This is a genomic window from Rahnella aquatilis CIP 78.65 = ATCC 33071, from assembly GCF_000241955.1.
Taxonomy (GTDB): Bacteria; Pseudomonadota; Gammaproteobacteria; order Enterobacterales; family Enterobacteriaceae; genus Rahnella; species Rahnella aquatilis.
Genome location: NC_016819.1, coordinates 1 through 12757 on the forward strand (window position 1 = coordinate 1; position 12757 = coordinate 12757).

12 protein-coding genes and 1 pseudogene are annotated in these 12757 nt (G+C 45.4%); 4 read left to right on the forward strand and 9 right to left on the reverse strand.

All coding sequences use genetic code 11. The features are described 5' to 3' along the window. Positions 1–59 precede the first annotated feature (59 nt). Positions 60–497, reverse strand: a complete 438-nt coding sequence (locus tag RAHAQ2_RS24050; protein WP_049796170.1) for a hypothetical protein — start codon at positions 495–497, stop codon at positions 60–62. A gap of 86 nt (positions 498–583) precedes the next feature. Further along, positions 584–1585: a type IV toxin-antitoxin system AbiEi family antitoxin gene (locus RAHAQ2_RS24055; RefSeq protein WP_014333816.1), complete on the reverse strand. Its 1002-nt coding sequence runs from the start codon at positions 1583–1585 to the stop codon at positions 584–586. 47 nt (positions 1586–1632) lie between these two features. Here RAHAQ2_RS24055 and RAHAQ2_RS25650 point away from each other — a divergent pair, with 47 nt between their 5' ends. Then, positions 1633–1845, forward strand: coding sequence for a hypothetical protein (locus RAHAQ2_RS25650; RefSeq protein WP_148267179.1), 213 nt, complete (start codon positions 1633–1635; stop codon positions 1843–1845). A gap of 618 nt (positions 1846–2463) precedes the next feature. On the opposite strand, the gene RAHAQ2_RS24060 is transcribed toward RAHAQ2_RS25650, so the two are convergent. Continuing rightward, positions 2464–2739: a ribbon-helix-helix domain-containing protein gene (locus RAHAQ2_RS24060; protein WP_014333818.1), complete on the reverse strand. Its 276-nt coding sequence runs from the start codon at positions 2737–2739 to the stop codon at positions 2464–2466. Next, a complete protein-coding gene (locus tag RAHAQ2_RS24065; protein ID WP_014333819.1) occupies positions 2739–3374 on the reverse strand; it encodes an AAA family ATPase in 636 nt (211 codons plus the stop codon). The genes RAHAQ2_RS24060 and RAHAQ2_RS24065 overlap by 1 nt, the downstream gene beginning before the upstream one ends. A 220-nt stretch (positions 3375–3594) precedes the next feature. Here RAHAQ2_RS24065 and RAHAQ2_RS26285 point away from each other — a divergent pair. After that, positions 3595–3970 (forward strand): annotated as a pseudogene (locus tag RAHAQ2_RS26285) (hypothetical protein); the annotation flags it as partial. Between the two features lie 121 nt (positions 3971–4091). On the opposite strand, the gene RAHAQ2_RS24075 reads toward RAHAQ2_RS26285, so the two are convergent. Beyond that, positions 4092–4499 (reverse strand): nuclear transport factor 2 family protein, encoded by a 408-nt coding sequence (locus RAHAQ2_RS24075; RefSeq protein ID WP_014333820.1) that lies wholly within the window; start codon positions 4497–4499, stop codon positions 4092–4094. Positions 4500–4659: 160 nt separating this feature from the next. On the opposite strand from RAHAQ2_RS24075, the gene RAHAQ2_RS24080 reads away from it, so the two are divergent. Further along, complete coding sequence (locus RAHAQ2_RS24080; RefSeq protein WP_014333821.1) at positions 4660–5610, forward strand: LysR family transcriptional regulator; 951 nt, start codon at positions 4660–4662, stop codon at positions 5608–5610. A gap of 641 nt (positions 5611–6251) precedes the next feature. Here RAHAQ2_RS24080 and RAHAQ2_RS24085 read toward each other — a convergent pair. The 4 genes from RAHAQ2_RS24085 to RAHAQ2_RS24100 form a co-directional block, all read right to left on the reverse strand. Then, entirely contained in the window at positions 6252–7301 is a 1050-nt protein-coding gene (locus RAHAQ2_RS24085; RefSeq protein ID WP_014333822.1) for a RepB family plasmid replication initiator protein, read from the reverse strand. A gap of 793 nt (positions 7302–8094) precedes the next feature. Continuing rightward, positions 8095–8802, reverse strand: a complete 708-nt coding sequence (locus RAHAQ2_RS24090; RefSeq protein ID WP_014333823.1) for a GNAT family N-acetyltransferase — start codon at positions 8800–8802, stop codon at positions 8095–8097. A 74-nt stretch (positions 8803–8876) separates the two neighbouring features. Then, positions 8877–9251, reverse strand: a complete 375-nt coding sequence (locus tag RAHAQ2_RS24095) for an MCP four helix bundle domain-containing protein (RefSeq protein WP_014333824.1) — start codon at positions 9249–9251, stop codon at positions 8877–8879. A gap of 1003 nt (positions 9252–10254) precedes the next feature. After that, on the reverse strand, positions 10255–11262 hold the full coding sequence (locus RAHAQ2_RS24100) for a LacI family DNA-binding transcriptional regulator (RefSeq protein WP_014333825.1): 1008 nt from the start codon (positions 11260–11262) through the stop codon (positions 10255–10257). Between the two features lie 244 nt (positions 11263–11506). On the opposite strand from RAHAQ2_RS24100, the gene RAHAQ2_RS24105 reads away from it, so the two are divergent. Next, positions 11507–12748: an MFS transporter gene (locus RAHAQ2_RS24105; RefSeq protein ID WP_014333826.1), complete on the forward strand. Its 1242-nt coding sequence runs from the start codon at positions 11507–11509 to the stop codon at positions 12746–12748. The last annotated feature ends 9 nt before the right edge of the window (positions 12749–12757 follow it).

A 12757-nucleotide genomic window follows, 5' to 3' on the forward strand; every position in this document is an offset into this window, starting at 1 on the left:
TTCGGTAAGACCCGCCATCGGCACCGGAGGGAACCAGGTGCTATGTCTGTAACGTAGGGTTATTCGCGGTGAAGTCCGGTCCAGAAATCGAAGCAAATTTGCTCTATCACTTCAGCACTTTCAGTGCTGGTCTGGCGTACGATTGCATCGGTGAGTTTATCTGCGTCGATTTTAAAAAGTTCGTCCATAGAATCGCGACTACTCATCATCGCTATATCATTCCCTAGCAGAAATGCCCCCATACGATCAATATCCCAGTCACGCTTGTCACACTCTGCGGGGTTTTCAAAAGCACGTTCATTCTCAATTTGCCCGTACTCGCTCATAATTTTATAAAGATCTGCCGCATCTTTTCCATTTGCCGCTCCACGATCGCGCCAGGCGAAAAGCTTAAGCAGCGCGAGACCAGGCACTGAGAAAAAAGGGATCTCTTCACCAGATTGCATTGTTATCAATACCGTATGCCTGAATGCTTCCTCAAAACCATCAACCGCCATTAAAACTTCCCGGTCTGGTGGCCAGGCAATTTTATTTGCCTCAGCAACGCCGCCAAAAGGAATGATGGATCCGCAGCAGCAAGGTTTCAGTCACTGAAGAGAGCGGAATCTTTAAGGTTAAGATATTGGTCATTGATGATCCTTGCGACTTCACGACTCCTGTCGTCGCCGCCGTCCAGCAAATCTCCAAGGCAAAGCATGGCTTTTGCCCGGGAATTAAGTGTCAGTGAGCCCCAGAAGCTGGCCATAATCTGTAAACCTGGTTCGCGCGCGGGTTTTAATGCCAGTTTATTCCGGCGCTCCAATAAAGAATATGGCGTATAGATTATACCTGTAGCCGGTGCCAGATAGCCGCCGCTGAGTAAGGCAGCTGCGAGTTCACCGCCCGCATATTCCCCTGGTTCCAGAGGCAGATGATCCCAGGATTTCGGGGCTTCCACAGTCAGCAGATCAAGCCGGGGTTTTAGCGAACGGGCGTAATCTTTAATCCACATAGCGCAAAGCCCATCAGTATCCATGAGACGTCTGCCGCTTTTGGCCTTGCGGTAATGCCGCCGTTGCTCTAAAACATCGAACGCTTTACTGACCATTCCTAATGATATACCCGACAGTTCTGCCAGCTGGCGATAGGTTTTATTGAGTGCATCAGGTTCGGAAAGCACAACAAACAGAAGTTTCATGACCCCAGCAGGGAATATCCCTCCTGCTGCAGTAACCTTTTTTTCTTCCTGTTTTCCCTGGATCATGATGCAAAGTCCCGGCACATCAATGCGCGCATTTCCGGCGCTGTCGATAAAGTTAATGCGGTTTTGCGAGCAGTAATCCACCAGCGCCGGGGAAAGCCGATTACAAATCAGCAACACCGGCAAATTATTGACTGGCGTGAGAGTCCGTCTTTCAACGCCAGAAAGGGTCTCCATTCGGTGGACCGTTTTTACTTCCAGAGTAAAATGTGTTTTCTGCCCATACGAGGTGGTCAGTGTGGCGCTTCCATCAGTACCGCCCTCCCCTTCAGTAAGTTCATAATCTAACCTGATGCCGTAGGGCATATTTTCGGCAGCTTTTGTGACAAGTCGTTGAGGCTTCATTTGTTCACGCCTGATGTTTGTTCACGAATCATGAACAAAAAAATATTATGAACAAAAAAGACTTCATGCACCTCTGTAATGGTGGGGTTCAGGCCCTGCTTACTGAAAAATGGAGCAGGATTTCGGGATGGGGTTATCAGGTTAAACAAAAAATTATTACCCATTTTTGTTCCAAAGCCTTACCCGCTGTTTCTGTGGATAAATCTGGGCACAGGTCAGCATTCATATTGGATGATTATGTGTTAAGTATGAATGGTTAAACATGAAGTATGACTTCACAATTAATAAATATTACTTATTATTCTTACTCCTTCCGTTCTACAACGACTGATAGTTCATTCCTGAACTACCCTCTAAATGTTCCTGAAATTTCTGTTAACTTAATTTTCATCAATAACACCTCATAATTAATATTTATGAATGCATAAGTATGAGGTATGAATTGCATTATCATACTTCATACATATTATTTAATAACTGAAATTACTTGAAGATTAAAGGAAACCTGGCTCTCTACAAATAACATACTTAACATTTCATACTTATTATTTATTGGCGTTAAAGCGGGTTACAACTTCAACAACAAACCGCAGTTTCGAAGAACCAAACGTCATAGGGTAATGAGCGATTGGAAACAGATTTTTGCATGGTTATTAAGTAATACTTATTACATCATAAGTAGGTTATTGAATGGCAGACCTTATGAAACAAATTTTAAAATAAAAACAGCGTGTTATCACAACGCTAAAGCTGTGTTGGTCGGTAACTTCAGGTGGGGGAGGGGAGTTGTAGAATGGTGGGAAGTTTTAAAAGAGCTAATTCTACCTGCAAACCTGACAGTGGCAGCATCATACATAACTGCCAATGCCATTAAGATATCAAACCTTTTTTAGGTAGGCTTCCAATGCGTCGCGAATGATTGCGCTGACGCTTTTTGGGGCAACACCGATACGCTTATTATGGAGAGCAAGATCTTCAATCTCGCGCAGCGTATTCTGAGGTATTGAGATGGTTGTCCTGGTCAGGATTTCCTGAGCCGGTTCTACAACTTTTTCGTCACCATAAGGGCGGTCAGCCAGTCTGTTGGCCAGCGCGTCAGCCTCAGCTTCCGTAACAACACGACGATTTGAAAAAGGGGGTTTTTTTAAGGCCATTAAAATACCTCATTCATCAATGCCAGCACTTCTGCCTTGGCTTTTTCATTGGTTGTTTCAAGTACAGATTTACCTTCGGACATCACATCGCGGTAAACCTTTCGGTAACATGCGGTGGCAGTCAAAGGAATGAGCCCTTCAAACTCGCGAACATATTCCAAAAACTCATGTCGTTCATTGCCCTGCAACAGCGGGTTAGTCGTTGCCATACTTTGATAGCAGTACGCCTTAAGCTCTGGATTGAGATCTCGCATACTTTCCAACTGCTGCTGCAATTCAACCATAGTATCAAGGTCTAACTGTGAGCATTGGTGTGGGGCGATAATCTGATGCGCTACCGTGCCTCCGGTGATTAGCTCACGGCTGTTGCGTCCAGCAACATCAACAATGACATGAGCAAACTTTTCATCCAGGCTCCGTAGCGTTTGAGAAATGTTATCTCGTTTTTCAATCAGGGTAATGGATGGGGTAATACCCGCCGCTTCACGTTCTGCATACCACCTTGAAGCCGAACGCTGGACGTCGGCATCGACGAGACAGACATCTTCGCCACGAAGTGCCAAACCTACAGCCAGATTGATAGCAGTAGTTGTTTTGGCTGCCCCACCTTTATTGCATCCAATAATCGTGATCATTTGTCACCTGTGATATCGAAAATAGCATTTCCTAAATAATAACTCACAAAGGCTAAATGTGAAGTAATATCGACTAATTAATATGTATGAAGTAATACTTATTAACCATGAAAATCCTGCCGCCATTATAAGTTACAGTGTAACCTAAAGTTAATTTAAAAATAATCACTTTAAAACAATAAATTATGAATAATTCGGTTGCCAATTATAGCAAGCGCCACACGGTGGCACCGATAAATCGTATGGGACAGCGATTATTGATGACAACACACCCGCACCGGAACACACCCTATTTAAGTGGTCCAGGTTGATGTGGATTGTCATTCCGGGGGGCGGTGCTGTGGATTATCCCAATGGGAACGCTCTATCTGACTCTGGGCTGGGAGCACCCGATGACGGCTATCACTGCAGTTGTTGTGGGTGTCATCCTTAATCTGGCCCTGTTTTTTGGCTATCATGTACTGTGGCCAAAGAGTTTTGACGGGGGAACAGACTGGGTTGCGACAGTAATTGCACTTGCCGCGGCGGTCGCCCTGTTCAGGTTTAAAATATACGTCGTTGCAGGCTGTGCCAGATATAGTCAGACCGGCAACTAAAAATAGCTAAAGTAGAATTCTGCAGTTTGCAAGGCAGACAGCAGGATTGACCGGTTGCAATGCCATTCCTGCGCGCAGTTGAGGCTACGATTCTACTGTCATTGTTAGCGTTTAAACCTGATTATTCCAAAGGAACCAACTGCATCGGCTTGCCTCCCAGTTTCGGAGCAAGTTTTTGCTGCACTGCGACAACTGACGCAAGTGGGCGCCATGCCACAGTCATGCTGTCAATAAAACCCATATCGTCTAAATGCATGTGGTCCATGCCGTCAATAATATGGTCACCAAACTTGATGGTGAACACTGCAACAAAGTCTGCTCCGTCACGAAAAAGGAGCTTCAGCTCAAAGTCATCGATGGTCTCAAGAAGCCGGGAAACTATCTGAAAAACGAGTTCTTTTCCTTCAAAGGGAACAGGAACAATTGGGCTGCTAAGTATGACATTATCCGCCATATAGGCCTCGAGCCCTTCAACGTGACGATTGCCCATAGCGTTGAGATACGCATCGAGATGCTCAGTGGTGACCATGAAAAAATTCTCCTCATTAGTGAATTTAAGCCAGTGTCTGGTCTCTTACCAGGCACCTTTCAGGTTCATCCTAACGCCATTGATCGTGCGTCATTAAGCAGGGTAAAGTTCATTTCAGATATGACAAAAATGTCAGTAATGAAATTTTCGGGAGGAGATTGTGGATAGTTTCAGCGCACTGGGAGGGCTGGAGGTGTTTGTTCAAACAGCGAGGACACGGAGTTTTGCCGAAGCGGGGCGAACCCTTGGCATTTCTGCGTCCGCAGTCAGTAAAAGTATTTCCCGGCTTGAAGAGCGGGTTGGCGTGCGGCTTTTCCAGCGCAGCACACGTAGCGTCCGCCTTACCTCAGAAGGAGAGATGTTCCTCGAAAGGTGCGGACGCATTTTTGGGGAAATCCAGGCAGCGGAAGATGAACTCAGTGCAATGACACAACACCCACGCGGACGACTAAGGGTGGGGCTGGCGCTTTCAGCAGGGTTGCCGCTGCCCGTCCTCTCAGCATTCATGGCGCGCTATCCCGAGATTGAACTCGATCTGGATTTCACCGATCGACTTGTTGATGTGATCGATGAAGGGTTCGATGTGGTAATTAGGGGAAACTCGCTTCGCGATTCACGTCTGGTATCCCGCCCGCTGGGGCCCTATCGAGCCTGCCTTGTAGCCGCACCGTCGTATTTGAAAGAAAAAGGTATGCCCACAAAACCGGACGATCTTTTAAATCATGCATGCCTGCACTATCGTTGGACGCCAACTGGCAAAATATACCAGTGGCCACTGGAACACACAGTCGGTACAACAGCAATATCTTCGCTGCCCTTGTCGATGGTATGCAATAGCCTGGACGCGTTGCTTTATATGGCTCTTGCCGGGCGCGGGATCGCATGTGTGCCCGACTTCTCTGTCAGAACCCCGGTTGCTGAAGGACGCCTGAAAACCTTGCTGGATGCCTACATAACGGATGCTAATACTATTCATATAATGTGGCCAAGCAACCGAAAAATGACGCCAAAGGTGCGCGTCTTCGTAGACTTTATGCACGCCAATTTCTGCGATTATTTGGCCACTCCGATGAATGACCCAAAGCGGAAGAGAGAGCGTTATCCCACCTGAAACCTGACTTTCCCATCTGTACAATCTCCGCGTAAAGGCCGGAATCCTGTTTCTGAAGGGGTGTAGATTCCTGGGGGTAGGGTCATTCCTCAGCTCGTTAAGTGGACATCAGGAAAGTGGTCTTAAAAGTATCCCGGTAAAAGTGACACTGTCTCAAACCTCTTCCAAAACACTTTAAGCAGCTAAAAACTCAGACATTAATAATATCCACTATAGAGAGCATTAACCACTAGAGTGAGTATAAGAACTTACACGGAATTTGAAACCACTGTAGTGAGAAGCAACCACTGCAGAGAGTAATATCCACTAAAGTGAGTAAAACCACTATGGAGAGCATTAACCACTGGAAAGAGTAAATAGAGGTGAAGTGACAAATGTAAGCAAGTACTAACCTAAGTATCATAAGGGGCTTCAGGTTAGTGACTACTAGGGGGGTTAGGGCAGAACACACAAACAACCACTAGAGCGAGTAAAGATTACTAACAGCAGTGGTTGTCGGATTTCATAATCGCTGAGTTTGCTGATTGCAGTGGTTGCGCTTCTCACTACAGTGGTTAATTTGCTTACCACAGGGGTTATGAAAAAAAGCCTGCTGATAACACAACAGGCTTCAGGTCAGAGGGATAACGAAGATGTCGATGCTATTTCTTTGCCTGTCGAAGTTGTTCAAGCAACTCAAGTTCTTCTTTCGTCAGCATGACCATCTCACGCGGCGCGCCAGAATCGACATCTTTCTCGGCAGGGATATCAATAATATGTTCGTCGTCCAGGACATCGTAGACATCATCGCCTATACCCGTCGGGATCTGAGCTGGTCGTAATTTTGGCCGCCTATAGTGGATACAGAAATACACGGCTTTACCGCGTTTGACCTCCGTATAGTCGAGATAGCCAATGGCCTTAAGTTGTTCCATTGCCTTACGAACAGTAGCGTTCTGAGTGATCGCTCGTGATGTCAGATTAAGGCGGGCACGCAGGCGCGACATGGATATGGGAGCGGGATCTGTCGGCAGGCTTTCAATAAAGGTATAGAGAGCCTGCGCCGACTCCTTGCGAGATAGCTCGTTGATTGCCCTGAGCTGAAGAAGAACTTTCTTATCGAACTGATACAACTCAAAAATCTTCGGATCCGCCTGTAACTCGACAACATCCTTTTTCGGGCTATATTTTGCTGACTGAACAAGGTGAGTAACATAATAGTCCCCCTCCTTATTGGAAAACGACAACGTGTTTGTTGCGATACGTTCCAGAGAGGCTTCCAAACGCGCCCTGAGCTTCGCTGAGGAGCGCGCGGAAGGAATGCCACATAATTTAGCGAACTCAACGAAAGGCAGGTATACAGAGTCTCCCAGGACCTTATGCTTGGCAAAGGCATGAATGATCCCGACCCATGTCTTGAAATCATTATCCATATCAAGCCGGGCACCGGTGATCTTGATGTTTTCATATCCTTCAGACTTGACGATCGAAAGCTGCTTGAGCTCCGAAGTGACATCCATGGAATTCATCTGGCCTTTACGACCCCGGGCAGTCGATTTCAACGTGGGTACAAATAAGCCCAACCGCATAAGGGCTACGGGCTGAACCGTGTTATTGCTGTTAGGAACCAGCGTAACAAGTTCACCTGTTCGCTTATCAGTTTCTGCGAAAGCTTTCGCTATCTCAATGTTTTTTGGCTCATTTCCAGACATTATCTGCTCTCACGATGAATGTGCATAAGAGTCTCTCTGTACACGATACAGTGGATACTAACACTCACTATAGCGGTTTTACCACAAAACATAGTGGTTAGTTTGCTCTTTATAGTGGTTGTTTTACTGCCTATAGCGGTTAACGATCTTCATTTTACCCATATAGGACAAGGCCTCCAGAGGCGCGGGGATCTCTTTGGGTCTTTTAGGTTCTATTTGGATCTTATTATTGGATCTAACAAGAGGATAACTTTAAAAACATAAGGTTAAATTTTCCGATAAGGATCCACAATGACCATTGCAGCCCCGTATCTGGCAGGTGCATAAACTGTGGACATCATTAAACGTCTTCGGACAGCCGGAAGACTTGTCATTTATTTTTCAGACAATTATCTCATTCCTTTAGGAAAAACATTATGCACAGTACTGATGATGGTTTACTCACTCTAGTGGTTTTTAGTCACTCACCAGCGAAGTTAACTTGCTGTTCATAGTGGTTACCAGGCTCTCTATAGTGGTCGCTTTACTCATTATAGTGGTTTCTAATGTCGATCAATCCCTTATAGCACAAGGCCTGTAGCGAAGCGGGGATCTCTTTTGATCTATTAGATGATCTCTATAGGATCTTATTATTGGATCTGGACTGTGGAAAAGTGGATAAAAAGGAAAGTGAGTTAAAAATTAACGGGAGGAGGGGAGCCACCCGTCTTCAGATAATCAGGTGCAGACCTTAAGCTATGATGCGCACTGCTATCCAGATCTGCAGTGCGCATTGTGGTCAATGATTTCCCTGCTAGAGGTGGGGCATAAATTCGGCCAACCGGTGTTTTTGTTTTCTCCGTTCGTCAAGATTGGAAGGGCTTAACCAAAGCTCCATGGCCTGTCTGATCCCATCCCATTCTGAGTCAATGATAGAGTACCAGCGGACATCACGGCTATGCCCCTTTGAAACCTGCGTCTGCCTGAGAGTACCTTCATAGGTAAAGCCGAGCCTCTCTGCCGCACTGATCGCTGCCTCATGCAGGCTGTCACATTTCCATCCACAACGACGATACTGTAATGTTTCCAGCGTGTAATAGAGTAAAAGGAATATGGCTTCGGTACTACAGAAGGTCCGTTTCATCAGCGGTGACCAGTTAATCCAGCCTATTTCTACAGAACCGTTATCAGGATCCATTCGTTGTAACGCGAGAAATCCAACCGCCTTACCCGTGGATATATTGATCACTGCATAAAACAACGGATCCTTGCTTGCGGCAAGGGAGGCGATGTAGTAATCGCACTGTTTGATAGTGACGGGGCGTTTAATATGAAAGTACGTCCAGTCACGTTCGTCATCAATACTGTGCCAGGCATCAAATAAGTCCCGGCTATGCTTAACGTCAATCGGCTCAAGATAGCAATATTTACCTCTGAGGATAATTTTTTGGGGGAGTGCACGTGGCTGCCAGTCGGGTAATTCTTTACCCAATGTCTGGCCGTAAGCATTTAATTCAGTCATTATAAACCTTGCCTGCATTGTTGAATTTATTAATATTCCGCCGGAATTTCCCGAACGTCCTTTGTTTTGTCTAGCTAATACTGTGGGGAACCACTGTTACTGAACTTAAAATGAAGTCCAGTCATCATTGAGCGAACCATTCGTGGCCGGAGACAGCGCCGGTCTTCTGATTTTCGCGTCAAAGACTGCATATTGCTGATAGCCTCGCCATTTGCTTTCATCGCCTGTTCATCCCCTGTCTGTTGAAAGAGCAGGCGATTTCGTCTGGCAATGTCCAGTAAGTGGCCAATTTTGTTGACTACATCGGTTTTTTCCGCATTTGCTTGTATGATTTTAAACGAGTAAATACTGTAAACAGACATGCCTGAGATAAGAATAATCAATATGATAAAACCGGAGAATAGCTTTTTTCCTATTGAAAAGTTTCTGAAAGCCAGATTATTGAACATAATAAAAGTCCTTGGTTAACATATGAATATGTTTTTTGTATTATTTTAGTATTCCCAGGTGTTGACGCCTTGTAGCTAAAATACTTATCGGTAAAAAATTAATTTACCTTAGGGTTTAATTTTTAATTATCACGAATAAATTTCAACTACTTGATTTACATGTATTTAAACTGGTTTGACCGTTGTTTTCCCTTATTGTAAAAATGCGGCAGATCACATATTGATAGTGATTGTATGAATAGTGAGCTAATATTAAATGGTGTTGCAATTCCCCTTTATTATCAATGCACATTTACCCACCTATCGGATACCTCTATGTGAGGATTTTTATAAATTGTAAGGGTATCTCTATATTTATAGAGTATAAATACGAACTCAGACGTTATTTTATCTAAATAATCAACTTAATCAGGGTGATGGAAATAAAAGATCCGGTTTATTATAAACTAGACTATACTTATTAAGTTCAGGAACGTCTGGACGCAGTAGTAATATTAAAGAAGTTTTTGGCGCTGGTCACCTGATGAATCAGCGCTTTTTTTTATTTTTCTATTATCGTATTTGTGTCCGTCCTAAATAAAGTCGACACATTTAACTCGTATACTGAGGACAATGTAATGAACCAATATGTTAAACACACGCAACACGATTACTCTCTAGATTGATCGTTATTGAACAGGTCGAGAAAGGTGAGATGACTTCCCGCCTGGCGCAAGACCATTATGATATTCAAGGTAGCTACACCGTAGGACGTGGATACATAAATAGAGTCAACTCGACTGATTCTCCCCCTCTCCTGTAAGAACTGACCACATTATCATAGGCTTCCGAATCTGCACAGCATGTTGGAAGGGACCGCCTGTTTAAGATGATGGTCAGAAAGTCGGTAGAAATCTACAACACCCGGCGTCCCCATCTGTCGTTAAAATACAAAACGCCCGATGAAATGCATCAGGCGTTTTAAGGCTGAAAGTGTCAACATATATCAGGACTAGTCAGATATTCATTTTACTGTATTCATTGACTGACGGAGCAGTAACGGGCTGTCAACTTTGATTATATCGCGATGGGATTTACCTTCGATAATGTGAAGCGCGCTGAGCCTGCCAATTTCATAATGGGGTAATTGTACCGTTGACAACGACGGCAGGAACAAATCACCGATCCCCACCATATTATCGTAACCTATAATTGCCACATCTTCGGGGATCCTCAGACCTTGCGCCAGGAGCGTCTGGTACACCATAAACGCGATGCGATCGTTACCGCAAATCACCGAATCGAACAAGGGCTTTTGCTGATAAATATGTGCCTGCACAACCGCCGGAATATCCCGATAATGTTCATCGCCATATTCCATGTAATAGTGGTCGAGTGTCTCAGGAGCCAGCCCCGCCTCCATACATGCTTGTTCCAGACCTTTGCGGCGTCTGACAGTAGCAAGATGTGTTGCAGGCAAATGTAAGCAGAGCGGACGACGATAGCCTGCAGACAAAAGTGCACGTACCGCTGCATATTGTCCATGTTCGTCATCCGGAATATAACTCGCTACCTGCTGATGCAGACTTTCGCAATTGGCGAGCACACAGGGAAGGTTTAACAACTTCTCGGGTAGCGGCACCTGTCGCAATCCCATTGTTGTATAGATAATGCCATCCGGTCGGTGTGAGAGAAGCAAATCAACGATATTTTCCGGGCTGTCATCCGAAAACATGTTAACCACAAAGCTGTTCCAGCCATGCGCACGCGCGGTTTCTTCGATGGAGAGTGTGATTTCCACTGAAAAGGGGGTGGTGACAGTATCAAGTGCCAGCACACCGATGGTTTTTGCAATCGCGTGAGCGCCGCGTATTTTTTTGGCCGATAAATCGGGCACGTAATTCGTTGCATCGATAGCAGACTGTACGCGTGACAAGGTCTCCGGCTTTAGACGTTCCGGCGAGTTTAGTGCTCTGGAAACCGTCATCAACGACACGTTTGCCAGTTTTGCCACATCTTTCAGGGACGCCATTCTTTTTGCTCCTGCCTGCTCATTACGCCACAGGTTATAAAACTAACTTGCTGATGTAAAAGGATCATACGTGATTTTGGTGTCCGGGTGTGGGTTGCAGTGAATAAGAAAAGTTGATCATGATCTCATACTGCTTATGTTAACGTTAACTTTTGTGATTAACATCTAGAATTACAGCAAAACGGCATGCGCCTTATTTTATGTTAACGTTATCATTTGCGCTCCACCTCAGCATGAGATTGCCATGATGAAAACCCGTCATTCTCAAAGTTATCTGATACTCAGCGCTTTATTGTTCTTTTTCTTTGTAACCTGGTCCTCTACAGGCTCACTGCTCTCGATTTGGCTACATCAGGAAGTCGGTCTGAAAGCAGGGGATACCGGGATAATTTTTTCAGTGGTGTCTTTTTCCACTCTGTTTGTGCAAATTTGTTATGGTTTTATTCAGGATAAGCTGGGGCTGCGTAAGAATTTGCTCTGGTTTATCACGGCATTATTAATTTTTTCCGGTCCGGCCTATCTGCTTTTTGGCCATCTACTGAAAATTAACGTCTTTCTGGGCAGTTTTTTTGGCGGCATCTATATCGGTCTGACGTTCAATGGCGGTATTGGTGTCCTTGAGTCTTACACCGAGCGTGTCGCCCGTCAGAGCCAGTTTGAATTCGGAAAAGCAAGGATGTGGGGGTCGCTGGGTTGGGCTGTGGCAACCTTTTTCGCCGGGTTATTGTTTAATATTAACCCGAAATTAAATTTCGCGGTTGCCAGCTGTTCTGGTCTGGTCTTCTTCATACTTTTGATGCGTTTACGCGTCTCTTCTGCGCCCCATGCCATGCAGGAAGCCGTGGCGGGGGGGAAAGTCACGCTTGAGGATGCATTACGCCTGCTGACCCTGCCGCGTTTCTGGGCGCTGGTATTCTTTGTGGTCGGCACCTGTATTTACGGCGTCTACGATCAACAGTTCCCGGTCTATTTTTCCTCACAGTTCCCGACGCAACATGAAGGGAATGCGATGTACGGCTATCTTAATTCGTTTCAGGTATTCCTGGAGGCCGCAGGCATGTTCTGTGCACCATGGCTGGTCAATCGTCTAGGTGCTAAAAATGGTCTGATTTTCGCCGGCATGGTGATGGCGATGCGCATGGTCGCCTCCGGATTAGTGGAAGGCCCTCTGCTTATCTCTATCACCAAGCTGCTGCATGCGGTTGAACTCCCGATACTGCTTATCTCTATCTTCAAATACAACAGCCTTAACTTCGATAAACGACTCTCATCCACGCTCTATCTGGTGGGTTTTGCCTGTACGGGATCCGTAATTGCCACCGTATTGTCACCCCTCGCTGGCTACAGCTACGAAAAATATGGATTTGCTCAGTCCTATCTGTTCATGGGGTTAATGGTGTTCTGCATCACCTTTATTTCTATTTTCCTGTTGCGTTCCGGTAAACCCTCAATGGATCCGCAGATACCACAACTTTCTACTATCTGAATGAAAAGA